We start from the raw sequence: 24,930 nt of genomic DNA on the forward strand, positions 1-24,930 counted from the left end.
AATCATGCTTCCAGCATTTCGTTAATCAATTTCCCCAGTTGAATAACGGCCTGTTCTTCCCGCTCGCCCCATGCCCAGGAGGTGTTAAAACGGAAGAATGGCGTCCAGGCATCCGAGGTAGAAAACATCTTGCCAGGCGCAATGCTGATATGGTGATTCAGGGCTTTTTCGCTTAACAGCCCGGCATCCAGCCGCGCGGGCAGTTCCAGCCATAAAAAGTAGCCGCTGTCATTATGATGAATTTTGACATCTGCAGGCATGTGGCGCAGCAGCGCCTGCCAGGCCTGTTGTTTGCGCTCGGCGAGGGTACGCCGCAGGCGGCGAAGATGAGCGTCGTAACGTTTGGTCGCCAGATAATCCACCAGCGCCAGCTGCATCGGGGAACTGGTCGATAACGTGCTCATCAGTTGCAGTTGCTGAATGCGTCGCGCATGTTTACCGGCGGCTACCCATCCGATGCGAAAACCGGCGACAAGGCATTTCGAAAAGGAGGAGCAGTGCAACGTCATGTCCTGTTCATCCCAGGCTTTCGCCGGAAGCGGTTTTTCACGACCAAAGTAAAGCTCGCTGTAGACATCATCCTCAATCAGCGTGACGTTGTGTTTTGTCAGCAGAGCGACTACATGTGCCTTTTTTTCTGCACTGAGCGTGAATCCAAGCGGGTTTTGGCTGTTAGTCATTAGCCAGCAGGCTTTTACCGGGTAATCATTCAGTGCCTGCTCAAGCGCGTTGAGGTCAATGCCTTCCCGCACATCCGTCGCTACCGACAAGGCTTTCAGTTTCAGGCGTTCAAGCGCCTGTAGCGCGCCGTAGAAACAGGGGTTTTCAACAATCACCCAGTCGCCTGGTTCGGTGACCGCCTGCAAACTGAGGTTCAGCGCTTCAAGCGCGCCTGCGGTGATGACGATCTCCTCCGGGGAGATATTCATCCCCTGCTGTGCATAGCGACGGGCAATGGCGTGGCGTAAGTCGACGTTACCCGGCGGCAGGTTTTCAATCACGCTCATTGCGGTGGCGGTTTTACTGACATTTGCCAGCGAGCGGTTAAGCTGCTGAAGCGGGAAAAGCCGGGGATCGGGAAACGCAGAGGCAAAGGGCACAACGGAAGGATCGCGGCTGGCCTGTAGCACATCGAAGATATAGGTGTTGATATCTACTACTTCGTCGCGCATCACCTGAGCCGGGGGTGCAGGCTGTTGTGCGGTCGGGCGCGAGGCAACGTAGTAGCCCGACTGCGGCCTGGCGACAATGCGCCCCTGGCTTTCCAGCATCTGATACGCATGGCCCACGGTCATAAAACTCATGCCGCTGCTCGCCACCTGCTCCCGCAGCGAAGGCAGTTTATCGCCGGGCAGCCATACGCCAAGCTCAATCTGCGAGATAATTTGTTGCGCCAGACGCTGGTATTTTTTCATCAGATTCTCCTTATGGCCGACAGTGTATATCAGCAGGAGAAAAAGAGAAGATTTTGCTAACTGTTATGGTTGGCTGTTAATTACTTACGGAACACGCTGACGTTGCTCTGTGCAAAACGCGCAGCCGCTAAATGATCGAGCGTTACCATCGGCGATTTGCAAAAGATGCATTTCGCGCCGTAAGGGTTTTTCTCAGACACATCAAAAGCTGAGGTACGGTACTGCGAGCCATGACAGCATGGGCAGCGGAAATGGATATAAGAAGTCATAAGATTCTCCTGTAAACGTAAAAAACGTAAGTGCTAATGGGCCTTTCAGGCGACAGTGGTTTGAAACAAAAACTAATCGGAGTGTAGAAAAAGACCCAAGAGAGGCTGCGGAGAGGCACAACGTGATGAGAACTGCTTTATAAACCTACGTCAGATATTTATTTGGACTCAAAACCAGAAAACCATTAACGCACTTCGATGACGACAAAGCAAGCGGTTTAATGCGTAAAATTCATAAAAATAATTTTTTTATTCATCTATAGGCAGAGTATTAGTGGTTATTGAAAGCCATTTGTGAAAGGTCATGCAGGAGCAAACTGTTATAGGTAAATAACACAGGTCTGTTTCTGCAACCCAGCGCTGGCGCGGCTTAGAATTGCATCGACTTATTAACACTGCGGAGTTTTGCATGTTTGGTTTAGATGCTTTTCATCTTGCGAGAATACAGTTCGCATTTACCGTCTCCTTTCACATTATTTTCCCGGCGATCACCATCGGGCTGGCGAGCTATCTCGCCGTGCTGGAAGGGTTGTGGCTGAAAACAAAAAATCCGGTCTGGCGCTCGCTGTATCACTTCTGGTCGAAGATCTTTGCCGTTAATTTTGGTATGGGCGTAGTGTCCGGGCTGGTAATGGCGTACCAGTTTGGAACCAACTGGAGCGGATTTTCTCAGTTCGCGGGCAGTATTACTGGCCCGCTCCTCACCTATGAAGTGCTGACCGCCTTTTTTCTTGAAGCAGGGTTCCTCGGCGTAATGCTGTTTGGCTGGAACAAAGTTGGGCCTGGGCTGCACTTCTTTGCCACCTGCATGGTAGCGCTGGGGACGATCATTTCAACGTTCTGGATACTGTCTTCAAACAGCTGGATGCAGACTCCCCAGGGATATGAAATCGTTAACGGACAGGTTGTCCCGGTAGACTGGTTTGCCGTGGTGTTTAATCCCTCCTTCCCCTATCGTCTGCTGCATATGTCGATCGCGGCATTCCTGAGCAGCGCGTTGTTTGTCGGCGCATCGGCGGCCTGGCACCTGCTGCGTGGCAACAACACACCCGCCATTCGTGCCATGTTCTCCATGTCACTCTGGATGACCCTGATCGTGGCCCCTATTCAGGCGCTGGTCGGGGACATGCACGGGCTAAATACCTTAAAACACCAGCCAGCAAAAATCGCCGCCATTGAAGGTCACTGGGAAAATCCACCCGGTGAACCGACGCCGCTGCTGCTGTTTGGCTGGCCGGATATGGAACAAGAGCGTACCCGTTTTGGGCTGAAGATCCCCGCGCTGGGTAGCCTGATCCTGACCCACAGCCTTGAAAAACAGGTTCCGGCACTCAAAGCGTTTCCGAAAGAAGATCGGCCTAACGCCACTATCGTCTTCTGGTCGTTCCGCATTATGGCCGGGTCAGGGATGTTGATGCTGTTGCTGGGCGTGGTGGGGGTCTGGCTGCGCTACAGAAAACGGGTGTATTCCTCACGCCCCTTCCTGTGGTTCGCCCTGGTGATGGGGCCGTCCGGGCTGATTGCCATTCTGGCCGGATGGATCACAACCGAAGTGGGCCGCCAGCCGTGGGTGGTTTATGGCTTACAGCGCACAAAAGACGCGGTTTCCGCGCATGGCGATCTGCATATGAGCGTGAGTTTACTGGCCTTCTTCGTGGTCTACACCTCGGTATTTGGTGTGGGATACAGCTATATGGTGCGGCTCATCAGGAAAGGTCCTCAGCCACATGAAACCTTCGCTACGGAGTCCGATGGCCGCCCGGCGCGCCCGCTTTCCGCCGTCACCACTGAATACAAGGAGCAGCCATAATGGGCATCGATCTTTCCCTTATCTGGTTCGTCATTATCGTCTTCGCCACGCTGATGTATATCGTGATGGATGGTTTTGATCTGGGGATTGGCATTCTGTTCCCGGCCACGCAAAACCCCGACGATCGTGATGTGATGGTGAACAGCGTCGCGCCTGTCTGGGACGGTAACGAAACCTGGCTGGTGCTGGGCGGAGCGGCACTGTTCGGTGCCTTTCCACTGGCGTATGCGGTTATTATTGATGCGCTCACCATCCCACTGACATTAATGCTGATCGGGCTTATTTTCCGCGGCGTCGCCTTTGAATTTCGTTTTAAAGCGACCCCGGCTCATCGCCCGTTCTGGGATAAGGCCTTTACTGGCGGTTCAATTCTGGCAACCTTCACTCAGGGCATAACGGTTGGTGCAGTGATTAACGGATTCGCCGTCACTGGCCGCCATTATAGTGGTGGGCCATTTGACTGGTTTACCCCGTTTAATCTCTTTTGCGGCGTCGGCCTTGTCGTAGCGTATGCGCTATTAGGCGCGACGTGGCTGGTGATGAAAAGCGAAAACGCGCTGCAGCAGCGTATGCGTCAGGTATCGAAACGCCTGCTCATTGTTCTGCTGGCCATCATCGCGGTGATTAGCGCCTGGACACCGATGACCCATGCAGCCATTGCCGCGCGCTGGTTTACGTTACCAAATCTGTTTTTCCTGTTGCCCGTCCCGCTGTTCGTCGTCATTTTTAGCGTCTTTCAGTGGCGCTGCCTGAACAGCGCCGACAGCCATAACCGGCCTTTCCTTCTCACGTTAGGGTTGATTTTCCTTGGCTTCAGCGGGCTTGGGATCAGCATCTGGCCGCATATTATTCCGCCGTCGATCACCCTCTGGCAGGCGGCTGCACCAGCACAAAGCCAGGGCTTTATGCTGGTGGGCGCGCTGTTGATCATTCCCGTGATTCTGGTCTACACCTTCTGGAGCTACTACGTATTTCGCGGAAAAGTACAGCATGGGGAGGGTTATCACTGATGCAACAACCTGTCTGGAAACGACTGATGTGGCTGGCCATCATCTGGGGTGGGAGCGTACTGGCGCTGGCCTGCGTGAGCATGTTCTTCCGAATGCTAATGACGGCGGCAGGCTTTAAATCTCACTAAACGTGCGTACCGGGCGCAGCGCTGCAGCCCGGTCTCTTCTCGCACTTTCGGATAAACCCCATTAACTCACCGGAGCGTATCGTTACACTGAAAATAGATTCACAGTATTGATAGTTCGAGAAGAAAAATGAAAAAGTATGTTGCGTTATGTCTCATTAGCCTTGCACTGACTGGCTGCGTCAATCCGGGTAAGGCCTCTGTTCAGCCTGACCAGTTACAGAATCATCGCTTTGTTCTGGAAAATGTCGACGGCAAAGCCGTTAAGGCCGTGACAACGCAGCCTGAGATTCGCTTTAGCGCTCAGCCCGATATTAGCCTGGTTAACAACATCGCCGTCTCAGGCATGATGTGCAACCGCTTTAACGGACAGGGGAAATTGTCCGAAGGCGAGCTGAAGGTCAAAACGCTGGCGATGACCCGAAAATTATGTACTGATCCACAGTTGAACGAACTGGATCAGACCATCGGCGACATGCTGCGCAAAGGCGCGCAGGTCGACCTGACGGAAGACCAGTTAACGCTGGCGACAGCAGAGAAAACGCTGATGTTTAAGCGCGTCAAGTAATCAGTAGCTACCGCATGAACCCACGGCAAGCGACTGCTCACTGCACCGTTTGCCATTGGGTAAGGCGCACATTCCGATGGCAGAGCCGTCAAGTTGACGGGCGACAGACAGGGAACCACCAATCATCGCGCAGTTGGCCTGTCCTGAACTGGACATCGCCGCTTTCATACCTGGCGTAACGTGTGCAGCAGTCGCCTGCTGAACAGGTTCATTGCTGCAGGCCGATAACAATAACGCGGCACATCCTACCCAAAACGCTGAACGCATGCTTTAACCCCCCTAATGAATACGAAACCTATGCATAATAGGCATCACCTCCCGTGTCGTCGAGAGCGGAAGTGCGTATTTATGCGCTCCGGAAACAATTTCTCGCAATTTTTCCACTCAAAGTTTGATCTACTCATTGATGGCGAGAATACCCAGGAGACAAAAGCGAACATTGAAGTTAACCCGCAGCAGGTCACGAAGTGGATTAACGATGAATGGATCGTAGCCGGACACATACCTTACAGCCCGCGCCGTTCAGTTCCGGAGAATGGTGCCTGACATTCCCCTACCCTCAAATTATCATCACTGCAAATGATCACTTAATCATTATCAATCATACAGATAGTGGTTAATCCCAGGTCACTATTCATTACAAAAACGCGTACCTAATCGGCGTAATGTTTCCCTTACTAATCATATTTATAAGGGAAGCATCATGTGGAGTGCTCATAAAGCTGTTGTGTTCGCCAGACATCACGCTGGCCAGCATAGTCAGAAAAGATGTGCTGAGTTTGTATCTAATGCCATTCGCGCTGGCGGTGCGAATTTACATAACACGCATTACGCGAAAGACATGGAAAGTAATTTGATTCTGGCTGGCTTTCACCAGGCTTACGGCGAACCTATCGAAGGTGACGTGGCAGTTATTCAGGCCACCGCCCATCATCCCTATGGGCACGCTTGCATATATGGTGGAAACGGTGTCTGGTACTCTGATTTTGTTCAGCGGACAATGTATCCGGGGCCGGAGTACAGAGCAGTTAAACCGGCATATGCGATATACAGGCACAACTGACATGAAAAAAATACTCCTGACAGCCCTGCTCCTGCCATCACTTGCCTCTGCAGCGCAGAAATTCCCCCCAGAAGCAACCGCCGCATTGAAGTTCAACCGGTGGTACATTTCGCAGATAATGAGCGGTAAAGAACCCCTCACAGATTATGCCGCGTTAAGCCGTTATGTAACCCGCGGGACAATCAGCAAGCTAAGAGCCATGGATAAACTTGACCCTAATGAATATGACGCACCCGACGCCGATATGTTCATAAAGTCCCAGGGCTATGAAGATGACTGGGGCACCGTCAGTGCCCGTGCGCTCGATTACGATGCCGCGTGCGTGCAGGTGTATATCTCTTTTGGCAAGAAACGAGATCACACCGTGATTGACTGCATGGTTAAAGAAGATGAGGTCTGGAAAATACAATCCGTTGCGGGAGCGGAAATAATGGACAACCTGAGCACCGAATGAAAACAGTGATATGACAGGGATACTGATGCAATAATCTCCCTGCCGAATCGGGCACCCTTAAGTGCGGCTATAAATCGCTCCAGCACGTCATCAACCTTTTTGAATCGCCAGCATGCCTGTGCGCGGTTTACTGATCGCTCACTGCCGGGGCGAACCCATCGTTTATTGCAGGTCAGATGGGCCATGCAACCGCGAAAATGATTTATGCGGTCTACAGCAAGTGGATCGGAGAAATGGGTAAAAATCAGGTGGATATCATCAACCAAAACTTGCCTGCGGCTCTGCCCCCTGGATCAATTTGTGCACTCGAAAGCCTTATAACTTCAATGGAATAGGGGCGCGTCCTATAATAAGGGAATAATTATCAGGGCTCGTCGCCGTTTCACGGGTCCCTCTTTTTTGCGCAATGTAAGGGTGTTGTCCTATGCAAACTATTGACGGTAATGGTGCGGTCGCGTCTGTCGCGTTTCGTACCAGCGAAGTTATCGCCATCTACCCGATCACGCCAAGTTCCACGATGGCTGAACAGGCAGATGCCTGGGCCGGGAACGGGCTTAAAAACGTCTGGGGCGATGTCCCCCGCGTCGTTGAAATGCAGTCGGAGGCCGGGGCGATCGCCGCTGTGCATGGCGCGCTGCAGACTGGCGCATTATCAACGTCGTTTACCTCTTCTCAGGGATTACTGTTGATGATCCCGACGCTCTACAAACTGGCAGGTCAGTTAACGCCCTTTGTTTTGCACGTTGCTGCCCGTACCGTAGCCACGCACGCCCTCTCCATTTTTGGCGATCATTCCGACGTGATGGCCGTGCGCCAGACCGGTTGCGCCATGCTCTGCGCCAGCAGCGTACAGGAAGCACAAGACTTCGCGCTGATTTCGCACATCGCAACCCTTAAGAGTCGCGTACCGTTTATTCATTTCTTTGATGGTTTCCGCACCTCTCACGAGATCAATAAAATCGTTCCGCTGGCAGACGACACCCTTCTGAACTTGCTGCCACAGGCGGACATCGATGCCCATCGCGCCCGCGCGCTGAATCCGGAGCACCCGGTGATCCGCGGGACCTCAGCTAACCCTGACACCTACTTCCAGTCCCGCGAGGCGACAAACCCGTGGTATAACGCGGTTTATGACCACGTCGAACAGGCGATGAACGATTTTGCGGCGGCGACGGGCCGGGAATATAAGCCGTTTGAATATTACGGTCATCCGCAGGCGGAGCGCGTCATCGTGCTGATGGGCTCCGCGATCGGCACCTGTGAGGAAGTCGTGGATGCACTTCTGACGCGCGGGGAAAAAGTAGGCGTGCTTAAAGTCCGTCTCTACCGCCCCTTCTCCGCAAAGCACTTACTCTCTGCCCTGCCGGAAAGCGCGCGCACCGTGGCGGTACTCGATCGTACCAAAGAGCCAGGCGCTCACGCCGAGCCGCTCTATCTGGACGTGATGACCGCCCTGGCGGAAGCGTTCAATAACGGCGAGCGCGAAACGCTGCCGCGTGTCATTGGCGGGCGCTATGGTTTGTCCTCTAAAGAATTCGGCCCGGACTGCGTGCTGGCCGTATTTAACGAGCTGAGTGCAGCAAAACCGAAGCCGCGTTTTACGGTCGGCATTTATGATGACGTCACCCATCTTTCCCTGGCCCTGCCGGAAAATACCCTGCCATCGAACGCAAAACTAGAAGCGCTCTTCTATGGTTTAGGCAGCGACGGCAGCGTCTCGGCAACCAAGAACAATATCAAGATCATCGGGAACTCAACGCCGTGGTATGCGCAGGGTTACTTCGTCTATGACTCCAAAAAAGCAGGCGGACTGACCGTTTCCCATCTGCGCGTCAGCGAGCAGCCTATCCGCTCAGCCTATCTTATTTCACAGGCGGATTTCGTTGGCTGTCACCAGCTGCAGTTTATCGATAAATACCAGATGGCAGAGCGCCTGAAGCCTGGTGGTATTTTCCTGCTTAACACACCATACAGTGCAGATGAAGTGTGGGCGCGGCTACCGCAGGAAGTACAGGCGGTGCTGAACCAGAAACAAGCACGGTTCTTTGTGATCAATGCCGCGAAGATTGCCCGTGAATGTGGCCTGGCGGCGCGTATCAATACCGTTATGCAGATGGCTTTCTTCCATCTGACCAATATTCTGCCGGGCGACAGCGCGCAAATGGAATTGCAGGGTGCCATTGCAAAAAGCTACAGCAGCAAAGGCCAGGAGTTGGTCGAGCGTAACTGGCAGGCGCTGGCGCTGGCTCGCGAATCCCTGTTCAACGTTCCGCTGCAGCCGGTTAACGCCGCCAGCCCGAACCGTCCTCCTGTCGTTTCTGATGCGGCACCTGATTTCGTTAAAACCGTTACAGCAGCCATGCTCGCCGGACTGGGTGACGCCCTGCCCGTCTCTGCGCTGCCGCCGGACGGCACCTGGCCAATGGGCACGACCCGTTGGGAAAAACGCAACATCGCCGAAGCGATCCCCATCTGGAAAGAAGAGCTGTGTACCCAGTGCAACCACTGCGTGGCGGCCTGTCCGCACTCGGCTATTCGTGCCAAAGTGGTTTCGCCGGAAGAGATGGAAGCGGCACCGGCCAGCCTGCACTCACTGGATGTGAAATCCCGCGATATGCGCGGCCAGAAATATGTTCTGCAGGTCGCGCCAGAGGACTGTACCGGCTGTAATCTGTGTGTTGAAGTCTGCCCGGCGAAGGATCGCCAGAACCCGGAAATCAAAGCCATCAATATGATGTCGCGTCTGGAGCATGTCGAAGAAGAGAAAGTGAATTATGACTTTTTCCTGAACCTGCCGGAAATCGACCGCAGCAAGCTGGAGCGTATTGATATTCGTACATCACAGTTGATTACGCCGCTGTTTGAATACTCTGGTGCCTGCTCCGGCTGTGGCGAAACGCCGTATATTAAACTGCTGACGCAGCTTTACGGCGACCGTATGCTGATTGCGAACGCGACCGGTTGTTCGTCTATTTACGGCGGTAATCTTCCTTCAACCCCTTATACGACGGACGCCAACGGGCGCGGTCCGGCGTGGGCTAATTCGCTGTTTGAAGATAATGCCGAGTTTGGCCTGGGCTTCCGCCTGACCGTCGATCAGCATCGCGCGCGCGTGATGCGCCTTCTTGAACAGTTTGTCGATAAGATCCCGGCTGAACTGAATGACGCGCTGCATGCAGAGGCAACACCGGATGTTCGCCGTGAGCAAGTGGCTGAACTGCGCAATGCCCTTCAGGGCGTTGACGGTGCAGAACAGTTGCTGAGAGACGCCGACGCGCTGGTCGAGAAATCCATCTGGCTGATTGGGGGTGATGGCTGGGCCTACGATATTGGTTTCGGCGGGCTGGATCACGTACTGAGCCTGACCGAAAACGTCAATATTCTGGTGCTGGATACGCAGTGTTATTCCAATACGGGCGGCCAGGCATCGAAAGCGACACCTTTAGGTGCTGTCACCAAATTTGGTGAACACGGTAAACGCAAGGCACGTAAAGATCTCGGTGTCAGCATGATGATGTATGGACACGTGTATGTCGCTCAGATTTCACTGGGGGCACAGCTCAACCAGACGGTGAAAGCGATTCAGGAAGCAGAGGCGTATCCTGGCCCGTCGCTGATCATCGCCTACAGCCCTTGCGAGGAGCACGGCTATGACCTGGCCCTCAGCCACGATCAGATGCGTCAGTTGACCGCCACCGGCTTCTGGCCTCTCTACCGGTTCGATCCACGTCGTGCGGATGAAGGAAAATTGCCGCTTGCGCTGGATTCACGTCCGCCGTCAGATGCGCTTGCCGAGACGTTGATGCAGGAGCAACGCTTCCGTCGTCTCAACGCTCAGCAGCCTGAGGTGGCAGAACAGTTGTGGAAAGATGCGGCAGCCGACCTGCAAAAGCGTTATGACTTTCTGGCGCAGCTGGCCGGTAAAGCGGAAAAATCGACCAGCGAATGATATCCACTGCCCGGCTTGTCCGGGCATTTTTGCCATAAAAAAAAGCCCGATGTATTCACATCGGGCTAATCCAGATTATCAATGAATATCAATTAACAAAGTAAATCATATTCACGCGAATTATGGATGAAGAAATCTTAAAGGCATATAACAGCGCAAAGGTTACCTGTTTTGGCGCGGAATTAATAATTTTTATTTCATATAATTCTCAATAAAACATTCACCCTATCAATCATCATTTCCTGCGTATAATCCGGTTTAGATTTTACTTAATTCGTAACAATTATATTTTATTACTCTTTAGCGGGAGTGATTTAGCATGGGACATCTTTCCACACTGGAAAGTTCACGTAGTTAATAAATAAAAACAATTGCAAAGGAATAAACAAATGCAAAGAAAAGTACTGGCAATGGTTATCCCCGCTCTGTTAATGGCTGGCGCAGCACATGCAGCTGAAATTTATAACAAGGATGGCAACAAACTGGATCTGTACGGAAAAGTAGATGGTCTGCACTACTTCTCTGATGATAAAGGTGCCGATGGCGATCAAACTTATATGCGTCTGGGCTTCAAAGGTGAAACCCAGATCAATGACATGATGACCGGTTACGCACAGTGGGAATACAACATTCAGGCCAACAACACCGAAGGCTCTGAAAACCAGTCCTGGACGCGTCTGGCGTTTGCCGGGGTGAAAGTAGGCGACTACGGTTCATTTGATTACGGTCGTAACTACGGCGTACTGTACGACGTTGAAGGCTGGACCGATATGCTGCCTGAGTTCGGTGGCGACTCCTACAGCAAAGCCGATAACTTTATGACCAACCGTGCAAACGGCGTGGCAACCTACCGCAATACTGATTTTTATGGTCTGGTGCAGGGTCTGAACTTTGCGCTGCAGTACCAGGGTAATAACGAAGAGGCGAACAACAACCAGGAAGGGACGAACAACGGTCGTGACACTCGCCACGAGAACGGTGACGGCTTCGGTATCTCTACCACCTACGATTTCGGTATGGGCTTCAGCGCGGGTGCCGCGTATGCCTCTTCTGACCGTACCAATGACCAGGTCACCAACACTACCGCAGGCGGCGACAAAGCGGATGCCTGGACTGCTGGTCTGAAATACGACGCCAATAATATTTATCTGGCAGCAATGTATTCAGAAACCCGCAATATGACGCCATACGGTAATAATGAGAATGCCGTTGCAAACAAAACCCAGAACTTTGAAGTTACCGCGCAATACCAGTTCGATTTCGGTCTGCGTCCGGCGATTTCTTACCTGCAGTCAAAAGGTAAAGACCTGGGCAAAGGCCAGGACGATCAGGATCTGGTTAAATATGCTGATGTTGGCGCAACTTACTATTTCAACAAAAACATGTCCACCTATGTTGATTATAAAATCAACCTGCTGGACGAAGACGACCAGTTCTACAAAAACAATGGCATCGGTACTGATGATATTGTAGCGTTAGGTCTGGTTTATCAGTTCTGATTTGCATAGCCCGCATATTTTTGCGGGCTAACTCTTTTTATACTTTACACTGCACACGTCATAATACTTTCAACTTGCACAATTGAACCCTCCTGTAAGATGATTACCTTCTGTCACAAGCGGTAAGGGGCATCGCCATGGTTCATCATCCTGTCAAATCTTCACGTATTGCCTCCATCGCCTATGATGAACAAAGCGCCACGCTTGAGGTTCGCTTTCGCGACCGTACCACGTTGCAGTATCAGCGCGTTCCGGCCCGCATATTTTCTGATTTTTTGAGTGTCGTCTCAAAAGGCCGCTTCTATGATGGTGTCGTGAAGGGCAAGTTTAAGGAGATCAGGGTGCGGTGACGTCATCCGTTAATCCCCCTTTTCTTTACGAAATGAAAGATAGCCCAACACGCCACTGTCCCCGTCCATGGGGTGGTTAACGCCATCCATCACCACCACGTCAGCAAAATCGAAGGGTGAGACATTTTCGAAACACGCGACGTTGACACCATACTGATTTGGGTTGGAACGTCTCTGATGAAATGTATAAATACCGCAGACCGAGCAGAAAAAGTGCCGCGCAGTACCCGTGTTAAAACGATACTCGGTGAGTTTATCTTCGCCTTTCGTGACGATGATCCCCGACAACGGTGCGGAGACCGCAATGGCTCCGCGCATCCGACAATAAGAACAGCTACAGCGACGCGCGGTATTAAAACCGTCCGTCAGCTCCACGGTGAACGTCACCGCCCCACAATGACATTGCGCATTACGTTTTTCTGCCATCGTTCATACCCCTTTTCTCACCAGTTCAGCCGCTTTAACAAAAACCTCATCCTCGATGCCATCGCCTTTCTGCCTCCCGAGTCTGACCAGTTCAGCAACAATACTTTCACGACTGATGTGCTTCTGTGCAGAGACCAGCCCGATGACCGCAGCACCAATCGCCAGCCCCACTAATCCTGTTTGTTCGTCTTTATTCTTCATGTTAATGCTCCCTCATACCCCTAAAAAGATTAGCAGGAGTACTGTAAAACGTGCTGGTATTCGCCGCCGCAATCCGTACCATAATGCGAAGTTGGTGCCTTGATGGTCATTCTTGCCCTGCCGGTGCCCCATTTGAGATTTGAGTAAATTATAAATGTCGCAAAATCAAGAGATTAACAAGAAAGAACAATACAACCTGAATAAACTGCAAAAGCGACTTCGCCGTAACGTGGGTGAAGCCATTGCAGATTTTAATATGATTGAAGAAGGCGATCGCATCATGGTTTGCCTGTCAGGTGGTAAAGACAGCTATACCATGCTGGAGATCCTGCGCAATCTTCAGCAAAGCGCACCGGTGAATTTTTCTCTGGTGGCGGTCAACCTTGACCAGAAACAACCGGGTTTCCCTGAGCATATTCTGCCGGAGTACCTGGAAAATCTGGGCGTCGAGTACAAAATCGTAGAAGAGAATACCTACGGTATCGTGAAAGAGAAGATCCCGGAGGGGAAAACCACCTGCTCACTCTGCTCTCGCCTGCGCCGTGGCATTCTGTATCGTACCGCAACTGAACTGGGTGCAACCAAAATTGCACTCGGTCACCACCGTGACGACATCCTGCAAACGCTGTTTCTGAATATGTTCTACGGCGGAAAAATGAAGGGAATGCCACCGAAGCTCATGAGCGACGATGGCAAACATATCGTCATCCGCCCACTGGCCTACTGCCGCGAAAAAGACATTGAGCGTTTTTCTCAGGCCAAAGCATTCCCGATCATCCCATGTAACCTGTGTGGCTCACAGCCAAACCTGCAACGTCAGGTGATCGGCGACATGCTGCGTGACTGGGATAAACGCTATCCGGGCCGGATCGAAACAATGTTCAGCGCGATGCAGAACGTTGTACCTTCACATCTGGCGGATGTTGAGCTGTTCGACTTTAAAGGCATCAACCACGATTCTGAAGTGGTGAATGGCGGCGATCTGGCATTTGACCGTGAAGAGATCCCAATGCAGCCAGCAGGCTGGCAGCCGGAAGAAGAAGACGCACAATTCGATGAGCTGCGTCTGAATGTCGTCGAAGTGAAGTAAATTTTAGCGTCTCAGAACCTGTTTCTGAGACGCGTTTTTATGCCTACTTCAGAAGCCGAACCCGGCAGGTCTTCCCTTTAATTTTACCATTCTGCAGTTGCTTCCAGGCTTTATGCGCAACCGACTGGCGGACCGCCACATAGACATGTGAAGGGTGAACCGCAATTTTTCCGATATCGGCTCCATCCAGACCAATATCCCCGGTCAACGCCCCCAGTACATCGCCCGGACGCATTTTGGCTTTTTTACCACCGTCGATACAAAGCGTGACCATCTCAGCGTCCAGCGGAACGATGCTGACATTGCCGGGTGCATTCACCCAGTTCAGCTTGAGTTGCAGCATCTCAGAGAGAATATTGGCACGCTGCGCCTCTTCCGGCGCACAGAAGCTGATCGCGAGGCCGCTGTTGCCGGCGCGTGCGGTACGCCCAATACGGTGGACGTGTACTTCCGGGTCCCAGGCCAGCTCGAAGTTAACCACAAGCTCCAGCGATTTGATGTCCAGACCACGCGCAGCGACATCGGTCGCCACCAGCACCCGCGCACTACCGTTGGCAAAACGCACCAGCGTCTGATCGCGATCGCGCTGTTCCAGGTCGCCATGAAGGGATAACGCACTCTGTCCGGCAGCGTTAAGGGCATCGCACACGGACTGACAATCTTTTTTAGTATTGCAGAACACCACACAGGAAGCGGGCTGGTGCTGGCTTAATAATTTTTGCAGCAACGGGATTTTGCCCTGCTGCGACGTTTCAAAAAACTGTTGTTCAATAGCGGGCAACGCGTCTACGGTGTCAATTTCAATCGTCAGCGGATTGCGCTGAACGCGACCGCTGATAGCCGCAATCGTTTCAGGCCAGGTTGCAGAGAACAGCAGCGTCTGGCGATTAGCCGGAGCGAAGCGGATAACCTCATCAATGGCGTCGCTAAAGCCCATATCGAGCATGCGGTCGGCTTCGTCCATCACCAGCGTTTGCAGAGCATCGAGTGAAACCGTGCCTTTTTGCAGGTGATCAAGCAAACGGCCAGGCGTTGCCACGAGAATGTGCGGTGCATGCTGCAAAGAGTCGCGCTGCGCGCCGAACGGTTGCCCACCACACAGAGTTAAAATTTTCGTGTTTGGTAGAAAACGCGCCAGTCGACGCAATTCGCCCGCAACCTGATCGGCCAGTTCGCGCGTCGGACACAGGATCAGAGACTGCGTCTGAAACAGTGTGGCATCGATATGCTGCAACAAACCAAGACCAAATGCGGCCGTTTTCCCACTGCCGGTTTTTGCCTGCACGCGCACATCACGGCCTTCAAGAATAGCGGGCAGCGCTGCCGCCTGGACAGGTGTCATGGTGAGGTAACCCAGCTCATTAAGGTTATCGAGCTGGGCGGCGGGCAGAACGTTCAGGGTAGAAAAAGCGGTCACAATATACTCTCGTGGTCATTAACGCAGTCAGATGGCGCGTATCCTCGCAGATCTCCGCTAACGATGCGACAATTTAATCGGCTCTTCATCTGGCGGCGGGTCCGGCATCGGCTGCGGACGGGGGATTGGGTCTGGCACCGGTGTCGGATCGGTTGGCACCGGGTCGGACTGGCGTGTGTTAAGGTATTGCAGCGTCAGTAGCAGGCTCATCTTCTCCTCCAGGTTTTTTGTGTGGACTCTTTTAGGGTAGACGCTGAGAAACCGGAGGCAAAAAAAAGCCGACTATTTAGTCGGCGTCGTACGAATCAATTGTGCTATGCAGTAATTCAAAAAAGGAAGTAAGACAATATGGAGCGCAACGCCCATCGCTTGACGTTGCATTCACCTGCGGGAGTAATATTGCACCTTACGGGGTAGATGTTTATTGACTTCGCTCAATTAAAATCACGTTTTGATGCACAGAATGCGTCAAAAAAACGTAAATTTACAGCCATTTACTACGATGCAACCACCACGCAACACCCCCAATCAAAACCACTAACATGACGCAAAAAGCGGTGAAACCATAATGGTATTCCCCACCAGGTATTCCCCCCAGATTTACGCCAAACAGACCGGTTAAAAATGTACTGGGTAAAAATACCATTGCCATCAGCGACATCGTATACGTTCTTCTGGCCAGCGACTCCTGCATCACCTGCGCGATTTCATCCGCCATTACTGCCGTTCTGGCAATACAGGAATCTATCTCATCAAGGCCACGTCCGAGCCTGTCGGCAATATCCTGCATTCTGCGGCGCTGGTCATCGTTCATCCAGCTCAGGCGTTCGCTGGCCAGCCGCGCATACACATCCCGCTGTGGAGTCATATAACGACGCATCACAATTAACTGTTTACGCAACAACGCCAGAAAACCTCGAGGCGGGATCTGCTGATCGAGCAAATTATCTTCGAGATCAATAATTTTATCGTGCAACTCTTCAATAAACTCACTGGCGTGATCGGTCAGAGCATCACAAACATCCACCAGCCAGCTTCCGCAATCCGTCGGGCCGGTGCCCTCTTTCAAATCATTCACCACGTCATCAAGCGCCAGCACCTTACGCTGACGTGTGGAGACAATCATGCGTTCATCCATATAGAGACGCATCGCAACCAACTGGTCCGGGCGTTCATCCGTGCTGCCGTTAATGCAGCGCAGCGTAATCAGCGTACCCTCACCCATTCTGCTGACTCTTGGCCGCAGGCTTTCACCCGCCAGCGCATCACGAATGTTGTTAGGCAATAGCGGGGTCGTTGCCAGCCACTGGGCGCTATCCGGATGCGTATAGTTCAGATGCAGCCAGCAGGGATGTTCACGGTCAATGTCATCATTATCTTCCAGCGGCCGTGCGCCACCCCGGCCGTCAAAAACCCACGCAAAAACCGCGTCAGGAACGTTAATTTCAGACCCTTTAATGCTTTCCACAACGCCTCCACCTTTTTATTGCTTTCGCTGTCAGTCTAGCTTTCGTCCAGGGTTAAGCAATAAATATGTAGGGCATCACGCTGAATTAGCTCAGGAATTGTACACAGGTTAATGTGAATGTCCTGGCCGCGGTGAAAACAGCGGTGGCCGGTGTGTCTGCGGTGAGGCATCGCCAGGCTGGTAGCCGTTATCCAGCCGGAAATTTCGGGTTCGGGTTTGCAATTCAATCACCTGATTGCGCAGAACGTCGGAGGAGCCGTTAAGTTCTTCCGCCATGGCAACATTGCTCTGCGTCACACGTTCCAGCTCAGATAACGCCTGCGTGATTTGCGAAATCCCTTTTTCCTGCTCTGACGTCGATGCGGAAATATCGTCCATCAGTCTGCTGACATTGCTTGATCCTGCCACTATCTCATGCATGTTTTTTTCGGCTTCCGAGACGACAGTCACGCCCTGTGTCACGTTGTTACTGGTTACATCAATCAGCGCCTTAATGTTTTTTGCCGCCTCAGCGCTGCGGTGCGCAAGGCTCCGGACTTCCCCCGCCACCACTGAAAACCCTTTACCGTGATCTCCGGCTCTGGCCGCTTCGACAGCCGCATTCAGGGCCAGAATATTGGTCTGGAATGCGATGCCATCAATAAGAGTGATAATCTCCGTCATTTGCTGGGCGCATTCGGTAATGGATTGCATATTGTTGGCAACCTGTCCCATCAGCTCGCCCCCTTTACGCGCCTGCAGTGTCGCGGCGTTCGCCTGTTCGCTGGCGAGACGCGTATTATCTGCATTATTTCTCGTGCTCGCCGCCATCTGTTCCATGCTGGCAGCCGTCTGGATCAACGAAGCAGACTGCTGCTCTGTTTTCACGGAAAGCTGCGCGCTGCGAGAAGAAAGTTGCTCAGATAAGGTCATAGCGGTTTGTGACGAAGCCCGGATTTCACGCACCAGCGTTGCGATATTACTTGATAAACTATTAATTCCAGGAATTAAGCGCCCTGCACAGTTATTGCCAAACTCAGGGATCGATACGGCAAGATTACCCGATGTCACTTCTTCAATACTTTTTTTCACAGTATTGATCGGCGTCACAAGATATTTTGTCATGTAGACCCAAAGCAAAAATAATGCAACGAATTGTATGATATTCACAGTGATAAAAAGTGACATACTCCCTGCGAATAACGTCATGGCCCCATCGTTTATCAAAAAAACACATACAAGAAAATAGAAAATGAAAGTTCTGACACTCATATTTCTTAGCATGATTATTCCCACAACTTTATATTTTAGTCGGCATGATCGTTTATAGCACCCACCACGAATTTTGTCCTCACGATCCACGCAGCTTTCTCGCTTTGCAGTTAGATTGTGATGATTTAGCTTAGGATGAGATAAAGCATGGTATTACAGGAAATGTTGAAGCCACCATGCTGCCGGACTGGTTTATACCCTCCTGAAGCGATAACATTTGCTGTGGTAGTACAATATGCTCTCTCTCATATTTAAGGAGTATTGCTGCAAATTCATTTCTTTGTTTAGCGATGCTTAATCATTTTTCAAAGAGGATATATTTTATACTCTCTGTTAAACGATTATTTTTAATATGAGTGCTCATTTTTCACGATCAATTACTAATATTGCCTGAGCGAGCATGTCACAGACAGATACAAGACCTATCCGGAAGACACACTCCGTAACCTTTATTGGCGTGGGATTGCATAATGCTTAACGTATCGTGGGACCCAGTTTTAATAGCCATCTCTTATCTGGTGGCGTTTATCGCCTCATTTGTAGCATTAGACAGTGCGGGTAAAATCCCGCTATCCAGCCGTAAAACGGCGACATTCTGGCGAATTACGGGTGGCGTAACGCTGGGAATCGGGATCTGGGCGATGCATTTTATTGGCATGCTGTCGATGAAAATGCCGATGATCATGAGTTATCACCTCTGGCTCACCCTCGCCTCGTTGGGTGTCGCGGTGCTTGCCGCAACGCTGGCGATTAATATCGCCGTCCACGGCAAATCGCTCTCTCCCTTTCGCCTGATCTTTTCTACGCTGATCCTCAGCGCTGGCGTGCTCTCCATGCATTATGTGGGCATGGCCGCGTTGATGCCTGAAGGCAGCATCATCTGGGATCGGCAAAAGGTGATACTGTCAGTGCTCATTGCCATTATCGCCTCTGGCGTCGCACTCTGGCTGGCATTCCACCTGCGGGATAAACGTAAAGGCGTGTTTATCAACCGCATCGCGGCGGCTCTTGTAATGGGAGCAGCCATTTGCGCAATGCATTATACCGGCATGAGTGCCGCTCATTTCCACGAAATGGAATACACCTTATCGGGCGGCATCAGCGAGCAGGGATTATCGATCTGGGTATCCGTCACGACGTTATCTCTGCTTGGTATCATGCTTATCATTTCGCTGGTGGACTCTCACTGGCGCACCAGTCGGTTAACCGATAATTTGCATCAACTCAACCGACAGCTTGAACTGCAGGCGCGCTTCGATGCGCTTACCGGCCTCGCCAATCGTCATCAGATGGATCTTCGCCTGCAGGATTGTCTGCACAGTGCGTTGCTTAATAAAAAGCAATTTGCGGTTATTTTTCTCGATGTTGATCATTTTAAACGCGTTAATGACACCTGGGGTCACCACGTTGGTGATGAACTGTTGATACACATTGCACAGCGCATTACATCAAGATTAACCCATGAGATGACCCTCGCGCGATTGGGTGCCGATGCGTTTATTCTGCTGGCTCCGGAATGCGATGACGAGAAGCTGAATATTCTTCTTTCTGGATTGCTGGATGATTTACGCCGACCGCTCTCAATTTGTGGGCACGCGTTGAACATCACATGCAGTGCGGGCGTTAGCCTCTTCCCCCTTCATGGTGAAACGCTGCATGAGCTCAAACTTAAAGCAGATGCGGCCATGCATCATGTTAAGCTGGAAGGCCGTAACGGCTGGGCTGTTTATCGCCCTGAAATGTCCACCGCAGTGCCTGCTGAGCCAGCCTTTTTACAGGAGCTTTCTCAGGCACTTGAGCGCGATCAATTTGAACTGTGGTATCAGCCAACCTATCTTGCTGAACAGAATACCATTCATGGGTTTGAAGCACTGCTGCGCTGGCGTCATCCCGTACAGGGCGTCTTGCTTCCTGGTCTGTTTTTACCTTCACTGGAGCAAACCGGTTTAATCATTTCGGTCGGAAACTGGGCCATAGAGGCTGCATGCCGACAATTAAACTTCTGGACGGAACAAGGTTTCAGCCAGTGGACACTGTCATTCAACCTGTCTCCCGTACAGTTCGAGCAACAGGATATATTCCAGGTCGTCTCTTCGATGCTGCAAAAATATAATCTGGCACCATCCCGGCTGATCCTGGAGGTGACTGAAAGTACGGCTCTTAAGAATCTCGATCGAAGCATCGAATTGCTCAATGCCTTCAACCAGGCTGGGATCACCGTCTCAATAGATGATTTTGGAACCGGCTATTCCAACCTGCTGATGCTGAGCGTCCTTCCTGCCAGAGAACTTAAAATCGACAAAAGTTTTGTATGCTCAATGCTGGAAAATGAAAAAAGCAGAAAATTGGTAGAAACAATAATAAATATCGCCCGAACAATGGAGATGAGTGTCGTCGCAGAAGGTATTGAAACTGAGGAGCAGCAGGCTATGCTGGTGAATCTGGGGTGTGATTATTTACAGGGATTTTTATTCTCTCGTCCGTTGCCTGCCGAACAGGTTCCCTGGCTGTTATTACAAAAGCACTCTGATAAGCAGATTATACCAATCGGTAAAATTCACACGGAACCCACCATTATTTCACAAAAAAATCATGCCTGAAGTGATTAAGTAAGGTATGTTTCAAAGGAGTCCACGCGAGTCTATTCCGTCGTGATCGCAAGTACACCGTGCTGATGTACAGGAATTCCCTATGCCGCAATATTGCTTTGATGCGCTTAACTTCATTAAAACGCCCGTGTGGCTGGTATCTCCGGTTTCGGAAAATATTATATTTGCCAATGCAGCCGCAACAGAGGTGATGCGCGATAAAACACTGGACGATATGCGCAGTGGTATGTATTCCGCAAAAGCACAAACCCTGCTCACTATGTACGTTCCCGATCTTAAAGCTACTCAGGAAATCATTGAAATCTGGACGGTATGGCGTGATAAACAGGAAACCACGCTAAGTTGCCGCCTGACGCTTACCTGTGCAGAACCGCATGGAGAAGTGATTGTTTTTGAAGGCCTCTCACCGCAGGTCAACGCAGGGCTTAAGGCCAGTCGTTCAGCTACCTACCAGCGTAAAAAACAGGGATTCTACGCACGCTTTTTCCTTACTAACAGCGCCCCCATGCTGTTGATCGATCCCGCCAGGGACGGTCAAATCGTTGATGCAAATCTTGCCGCGCTTCATTTTTACGGCTACGCCCACGAGGAGATGTGCCGCAAACATACCTGGGAAATTAATACGCTGGGCCGCGATATCCTGCCCGTCATGACTGAAATCGCCAGCCTTCCGGGAGGTCATAAACCGCTTAACTTTGTGCATCGACTTGCCGACGGCACAACGCGTCACGTCCAGACCTATGCCGGACCGATTGAGATCTACGGCGATAAGCTAATGCTGTGCATCATTCATGATATTACGGAACAGAAGCGGCTGGAGCAGGAACTGGAACACGCTGCCTTGCGCGATTCCATGACTGGCCTGTTGAATCGCCGCCAGTTTTACAGTATCACTGAACAAATCACCCCCTCGCATCTTCCCGCACAACAGCAATTTAGCCTGCTGCTGGTAGATACCGATCATTTCAAAGAGATTAATGACGTCTTTGGGCACCTCAAGGGTGATGAAGTGCTTATCTCCCTTTCCCGTACTCTGGAAGCCTGCAGCCGCAAAGATGATTTTGTGTTCCGCTGGGGCGGTGAAGAATTTGTGCTCCTGCTGCCACGCACCACGCTTGAGAACGCAATGCAGATTGCGGAAACCATTCGCGTTGCCGTGGCGCATATTACGATCCCCGGCCTGCCTCGTTTCACTGTCAGCATCGGCGTTGCGCGGCATAATCAGGGGGAAAGCATTGATGACCTGTTTAAACGCGTGGATGATGCGCTTTATCGCGCCAAAAATGATGGCCGAAACAAAGTGCTGGCAGCATGAAACTGGAGTAATAAGTGAAGCCTCGCTACAATGCCCACCTAAATGAGACAAACTTCAGGTGGGTAGAGTCTGCGATGGGAAAAACAGAAATAATACTCATCTTAATTATTTTGAGCCTTATCATATTTGGCTTGTGGTTTATCTTCAGTGGCGAAATATGGCTCGTCGTGGAGTATTTTGAAAATAGTCTCTACCCCACAATCGAGGTTCCATAACGTACGTTTATGGCGGTTAGCGAATCAAAAAAATTTATTTCGCCCGTACTCTTTTGGGATTTTTATTTCTGACGAAGGCGGTATACATTCAGGCCAGCCTGTCGACAGCCTGGAAGAAGAGATTTTCCGTCATGAGAATATTCTCTTTTGTGTCCTGATGCTCACGACGGATAAACCAACCCTTTTCCGGTGCCATGCTCAGATAAAACACCTGGCAGATACCGCAGGCCTCAACGCACATCTTCACATAACCCACCTCTCCGTCACGGCAGAGCTGTTCAGGAATAATGCTGACGCTCCGCTCACCATTCTGTAAGCGGATAGTGGTGATGTTATAGCGACATATACCGCTACTGAGGCTGAAGCCGATCGTGCTCAGATCATGGATATGTTTAGTGGCTAAAACTACCTCAATACCCGAATGGGCAAACCACTCGGTAATTTGCTGAGCCAGATCATCCATCCGCTGGCAAAATGCCCTTATTTCGGCTTCAGCTGTTTTTTTACCGGGCGGTATGATCTCAGTGTTTTGCTGTACTTTTTTAAAAAATCGTTCTCTGGCTGACATGTCGTCGTCCCTGTTTTCTCTCAAATCGACGTTTATGGCGCGATATTTCCTAAACTGATTACTCTTGTTCCGGCATTTTTTGTTTCAGGAGCGCATAGCGGGCAATCAGTTGCTGCAGATGCTGTTCTGCCTGCTTTTGCTGGACTGCGCTCTTAATCTGCTCTTCCGGGATAGCGGATAACTGGCGCAACTGTTCTTCCAGCGGAACGGTACTGTTAAATGACTGCGTCATGGCAAAAACCGCTGATTTCAGTTCGCTCACGGTTATGTACTTGCCCTTCTGCTCATCCAGCGCATTAAGCCGGTTCGTCAACTGCTGCAGTTGCTGCATCCCCTGATACCAGCCATTCAGACTTTCAGGCGAAAGCGCGGTGGCCGTCATCTGCTGTTGCCAACGCTGCGCCAGCGGTTTTGCCTGCTCCGGCCACAGTATCAGTGCCTGCTGTACCAGACTGTCGCCATAGCTGACTGCCCAGTCCGGTTTTAGCTGAGAAAGCTGTGCTAACTGCTGCTGTGTGTGTTTAATGCCCTCCTCAGGGGAAGGAGACTTCTGTCGAAGCGACTGTAACTGTTCATTTGAAAGTACAGTGGGTAACGGAGTGAGCGAAGCAGTAAATTGCACCTGCGCGGGATCAGGTTGATGCACCGCCTGCCATCCCCATACTGCCGCTCCGGCCAGGACCAGCATAGTCATCATTCCGGCAGAAAAGGGTTTCACGGATACCGTGGTTCCAGTCATCTCGGTCGCATCGGATTGCGGCTCTGACTGCACGACATAAACCCGTTTAACGGGTTCTGCCAGCGCGGTCAGACTGGTATTCGCAGAGGGAGTCTCTTTGCACGACAAAGTAACGCCCGTGTTGTCGCTATTTTCCAGCCGCACCGCTGCGTTGTGCATCTGAGTACGCAGGGCATCAAGCTGGCTGGCGTGTTTTAGCTCCAGACGCTGTAATACCTCCCCCAGCGCGTTCAGATGTGCTTCCGCCTGGTACAGCTGGCTGAGGTCGGCATACGTCAGCGCCAGGGTGCGCATCACCTGCTGTAGCCGTTTGCTCAGCGCGCTGAGGATTTCTATGCGCGCATGAACCGGCTGCGGCCAGAGATTCCCCCACTGTCTGGAGATCAGCACCTCCAGTATCGCCAGCCCCTCATTCATACCGTACAGCCCGGCCAGATGCGTGCGAGCCAGCGTGTACCAGGCGGCGGTCTGTAGCTCAACGCCGTTGTGCTCAAACAGGGTCAGGCAGAGCGTTTCCGCATGATGCCAGTCCACATCCGGGCGTGCCGGATGCGTCAGTTTGTTCATTTCATCGCGGAGAGCGGCATAATCCGCAAGCGTGCGCGGGTCGCCGCCGGTGTTAAGGTGACGTTCAGTCTGTGTCGTCATGATGGTTTCAGCCAAAAGTTAATCACTAGATTGCGGCGCGTGCGTCCAGGTACTGCTGCTGTTTCAGATGGCGGATAAGCACCCGGCCTTCAGGCATAAACTCGGTGCCATAGCGCACCAGTCCGATGCCCTTGAGTTCCGCGTCGATGGCGTAGCGCAGTTCACCTGGTTGCGTCTGCTCCAGCATTACCACCATGATTTTGCTCAGCCGCGGTTCGTACTTTAGCAGCACCGCTGAAAGCGTGGTGATAAGCTGGTGCGCAGTGCCGGGCATCCCCTGAAGAATTTTGGTCATATCCGGCAGACCGTAGTCCGGCAGATGCGCCAGCGTACCAGCGCGGCAGTTGAGAATGCGCTGCATGTTATCCAGCACCGATAAAATCACCTGGTTTTCTTCGCTGACATGATGCAGTTCGAGCCCGCCGGAGAAGTTTCCATACAGCGTTTCATACAGAGAAGGACGCGGCATTA

25 protein-coding genes and 1 pseudogene are annotated in these 24,930 nt (G+C 51.7%); 14 read left to right on the plus strand and 12 right to left on the minus strand.

Going from position 1 to position 24,930, the window contains the following annotated elements; all coding sequences use genetic code 11:
• Nucleotides 1-2 precede the first annotated feature (2 nt).
• Nucleotides 3-1,415: an aminotransferase-like domain-containing protein gene (locus EoCCA6_RS01765; protein WP_152081205.1), complete on the minus strand. Its 1,413-nt coding sequence runs from the start codon at nucleotides 1,413-1,415 to the stop codon at nucleotides 3-5.
• Between the two features lie 80 nt (nucleotides 1,416-1,495).
• Complete coding sequence (ymcF, locus tag EoCCA6_RS01770; RefSeq protein WP_152081206.1) at nucleotides 1,496-1,684, minus strand: cold shock small protein YmcF; 189 nt, start codon at nucleotides 1,682-1,684, stop codon at nucleotides 1,496-1,498.
• A gap of 409 nt (nucleotides 1,685-2,093) precedes the next feature.
• Between ymcF and EoCCA6_RS01775 the strand changes: the two genes are divergently transcribed.
• The 4 genes from EoCCA6_RS01775 to hslJ all read left to right on the plus strand — a co-directional run bounded on the left by EoCCA6_RS01775 (nucleotide 2,094) and on the right by hslJ (nucleotide 5,197).
• Nucleotides 2,094-3,494: a cytochrome ubiquinol oxidase subunit I gene (locus tag EoCCA6_RS01775; RefSeq protein ID WP_152081207.1), complete on the plus strand. Its 1,401-nt coding sequence runs from the start codon at nucleotides 2,094-2,096 to the stop codon at nucleotides 3,492-3,494.
• Complete coding sequence (gene cydB / locus EoCCA6_RS01780; RefSeq protein ID WP_152081208.1) at nucleotides 3,494-4,504, plus strand: cytochrome d ubiquinol oxidase subunit II; 1,011 nt, start codon at nucleotides 3,494-3,496, stop codon at nucleotides 4,502-4,504. Before EoCCA6_RS01775 ends, cydB begins: the two co-directional genes overlap by 1 nt.
• On the plus strand, nucleotides 4,504-4,632 hold the full coding sequence (locus EoCCA6_RS01785) for a DUF2474 domain-containing protein (RefSeq protein ID WP_152081209.1): 129 nt from the start codon (nucleotides 4,504-4,506) through the stop codon (nucleotides 4,630-4,632). The genes cydB and EoCCA6_RS01785 overlap by 1 nt, the downstream gene beginning before the upstream one ends.
• A gap of 127 nt (nucleotides 4,633-4,759) precedes the next feature.
• Nucleotides 4,760-5,197 carry a heat shock protein HslJ gene (hslJ, locus tag EoCCA6_RS01790; RefSeq protein WP_152081210.1) on the plus strand — a complete coding sequence of 146 codons (438 nt, stop codon included), beginning with the start codon at nucleotides 4,760-4,762 and terminating at the stop codon, nucleotides 5,195-5,197.
• Here the strand turns inward: hslJ and EoCCA6_RS01795 are convergent, their stop codons facing one another.
• Nucleotides 5,198-5,464 (minus strand): putative hemolysin, encoded by a 267-nt coding sequence (locus EoCCA6_RS01795; RefSeq protein WP_013096465.1) that lies wholly within the window; start codon nucleotides 5,462-5,464, stop codon nucleotides 5,198-5,200. It lies immediately after the preceding gene.
• 436 nt (nucleotides 5,465-5,900) lie between these two features.
• Here EoCCA6_RS01795 and EoCCA6_RS01805 point away from each other — a divergent pair, with 436 nt between their 5' ends.
• From EoCCA6_RS01805 to EoCCA6_RS01830, 6 genes and pseudogenes are all read left to right on the plus strand, one after another.
• The gene (locus tag EoCCA6_RS01805) at nucleotides 5,901-6,260 is read left to right on the plus strand and encodes a CHAP domain-containing protein (protein WP_152081212.1); all 360 of its coding nucleotides are present in this window, start codon (nucleotides 5,901-5,903) and stop codon (nucleotides 6,258-6,260) included.
• A 1-nt stretch (nucleotide 6,261) separates the two neighbouring features.
• A complete protein-coding gene (locus tag EoCCA6_RS01810; RefSeq protein WP_152081213.1) occupies nucleotides 6,262-6,714 on the plus strand; it encodes a DUF3828 domain-containing protein in 453 nt (150 codons plus the stop codon).
• 134 nt (nucleotides 6,715-6,848) lie between these two features.
• Nucleotides 6,849-7,049 (plus strand): annotated as a pseudogene (locus EoCCA6_RS21620) (hypothetical protein); the annotation flags it as partial.
• Between the two features lie 89 nt (nucleotides 7,050-7,138).
• The gene (gene nifJ, locus EoCCA6_RS01820; RefSeq protein WP_152081214.1) at nucleotides 7,139-10,663 is read left to right on the plus strand and encodes a pyruvate:ferredoxin (flavodoxin) oxidoreductase; all 3,525 of its coding nucleotides are present in this window, start codon (nucleotides 7,139-7,141) and stop codon (nucleotides 10,661-10,663) included.
• Between the two features lie 389 nt (nucleotides 10,664-11,052).
• Entirely contained in the window at nucleotides 11,053-12,162 is a 1,110-nt protein-coding gene (ompC, locus tag EoCCA6_RS01825; RefSeq protein ID WP_152081215.1) for a porin OmpC, read from the plus strand.
• 137 nt (nucleotides 12,163-12,299) lie between these two features.
• The gene (locus tag EoCCA6_RS01830; RefSeq protein WP_152081216.1) at nucleotides 12,300-12,512 is read left to right on the plus strand and encodes a KTSC domain-containing protein; all 213 of its coding nucleotides are present in this window, start codon (nucleotides 12,300-12,302) and stop codon (nucleotides 12,510-12,512) included.
• A 9-nt stretch (nucleotides 12,513-12,521) separates the two neighbouring features.
• Here EoCCA6_RS01830 and EoCCA6_RS01835 read toward each other — a convergent pair whose 3' ends face one another.
• Entirely contained in the window at nucleotides 12,522-12,938 is a 417-nt protein-coding gene (locus tag EoCCA6_RS01835) for a GFA family protein (protein WP_152081217.1), read from the minus strand.
• Nucleotides 12,939-12,941: 3 nt separating this feature from the next.
• Nucleotides 12,942-13,139: a hypothetical protein gene (locus EoCCA6_RS01840; RefSeq protein WP_152081218.1), complete on the minus strand. Its 198-nt coding sequence runs from the start codon at nucleotides 13,137-13,139 to the stop codon at nucleotides 12,942-12,944.
• Nucleotides 13,140-13,293: 154 nt separating this feature from the next.
• Here EoCCA6_RS01840 and ttcA point away from each other — a divergent pair, with 154 nt between their 5' ends.
• Entirely contained in the window at nucleotides 13,294-14,229 is a 936-nt protein-coding gene (gene ttcA, locus EoCCA6_RS01845) for a tRNA 2-thiocytidine(32) synthetase TtcA (protein ID WP_152081219.1), read from the plus strand.
• 43 nt (nucleotides 14,230-14,272) lie between these two features.
• Here ttcA and dbpA read toward each other — a convergent pair whose 3' ends face one another.
• The 4 genes from dbpA to EoCCA6_RS01860 all read right to left on the minus strand — a co-directional run bounded on the left by dbpA (nucleotide 14,273) and on the right by EoCCA6_RS01860 (nucleotide 18,377).
• On the minus strand, nucleotides 14,273-15,646 hold the full coding sequence (dbpA, locus tag EoCCA6_RS01850) for an ATP-dependent RNA helicase DbpA (RefSeq protein WP_152081220.1): 1,374 nt from the start codon (nucleotides 15,644-15,646) through the stop codon (nucleotides 14,273-14,275).
• Nucleotides 15,647-15,703: 57 nt separating this feature from the next.
• Entirely contained in the window at nucleotides 15,704-15,856 is a 153-nt protein-coding gene (gene ynaL / locus EoCCA6_RS21510; protein ID WP_167515520.1) for a proline-rich small protein YnaL, read from the minus strand.
• Between the two features lie 274 nt (nucleotides 15,857-16,130).
• A complete protein-coding gene (zntB, locus tag EoCCA6_RS01855; protein ID WP_152081221.1) occupies nucleotides 16,131-17,114 on the minus strand; it encodes a zinc transporter ZntB in 984 nt (327 codons plus the stop codon).
• A 108-nt stretch (nucleotides 17,115-17,222) separates the two neighbouring features.
• A complete protein-coding gene (locus tag EoCCA6_RS01860) occupies nucleotides 17,223-18,377 on the minus strand; it encodes a methyl-accepting chemotaxis protein (RefSeq protein WP_152081222.1) in 1,155 nt (384 codons plus the stop codon).
• 458 nt (nucleotides 18,378-18,835) lie between these two features.
• Here EoCCA6_RS01860 and EoCCA6_RS01865 point away from each other — a divergent pair, with 458 nt between their 5' ends.
• The 3 genes from EoCCA6_RS01865 to EoCCA6_RS01875 all read left to right on the plus strand — a co-directional run bounded on the left by EoCCA6_RS01865 (nucleotide 18,836) and on the right by EoCCA6_RS01875 (nucleotide 22,504).
• Nucleotides 18,836-20,965, plus strand: a complete 2,130-nt coding sequence (locus EoCCA6_RS01865; RefSeq protein WP_152081223.1) for a putative bifunctional diguanylate cyclase/phosphodiesterase — start codon at nucleotides 18,836-18,838, stop codon at nucleotides 20,963-20,965.
• Between the two features lie 91 nt (nucleotides 20,966-21,056).
• Entirely contained in the window at nucleotides 21,057-22,289 is a 1,233-nt protein-coding gene (locus EoCCA6_RS01870) for a sensor domain-containing diguanylate cyclase (RefSeq protein ID WP_152081224.1), read from the plus strand.
• Between the two features lie 74 nt (nucleotides 22,290-22,363).
• Nucleotides 22,364-22,504 (plus strand): Ecr family regulatory small membrane protein, encoded by a 141-nt coding sequence (locus EoCCA6_RS01875; RefSeq protein WP_152084378.1) that lies wholly within the window; start codon nucleotides 22,364-22,366, stop codon nucleotides 22,502-22,504.
• An 88-nt stretch (nucleotides 22,505-22,592) separates the two neighbouring features.
• Here the strand turns inward: EoCCA6_RS01875 and EoCCA6_RS01880 are convergent, their stop codons facing one another.
• Genes EoCCA6_RS01880 through tssE form a run of 3 tightly spaced genes read right to left on the minus strand, consistent with a single transcriptional unit; the run spans nucleotide 22,593 to nucleotide 24,928 of the window.
• On the minus strand, nucleotides 22,593-23,072 hold the full coding sequence (locus EoCCA6_RS01880) for a hypothetical protein (protein WP_152081225.1): 480 nt from the start codon (nucleotides 23,070-23,072) through the stop codon (nucleotides 22,593-22,595).
• 58 nt (nucleotides 23,073-23,130) lie between these two features.
• On the minus strand, nucleotides 23,131-24,459 hold the full coding sequence (locus tag EoCCA6_RS01885) for a VasL domain-containing protein (protein WP_152081226.1): 1,329 nt from the start codon (nucleotides 24,457-24,459) through the stop codon (nucleotides 23,131-23,133).
• A 25-nt stretch (nucleotides 24,460-24,484) separates the two neighbouring features.
• Nucleotides 24,485-24,928 (minus strand): type VI secretion system baseplate subunit TssE, encoded by a 444-nt coding sequence (gene tssE / locus EoCCA6_RS01890; protein WP_152081227.1) that lies wholly within the window; start codon nucleotides 24,926-24,928, stop codon nucleotides 24,485-24,487.
• Nucleotides 24,929-24,930: the final 2 nt, after the last annotated feature.

The organism is Enterobacter oligotrophicus (assembly GCF_009176645.1).
In the GTDB taxonomy this organism is placed as follows: Bacteria; Pseudomonadota; Gammaproteobacteria; order Enterobacterales; family Enterobacteriaceae; genus Enterobacter; species Enterobacter oligotrophicus.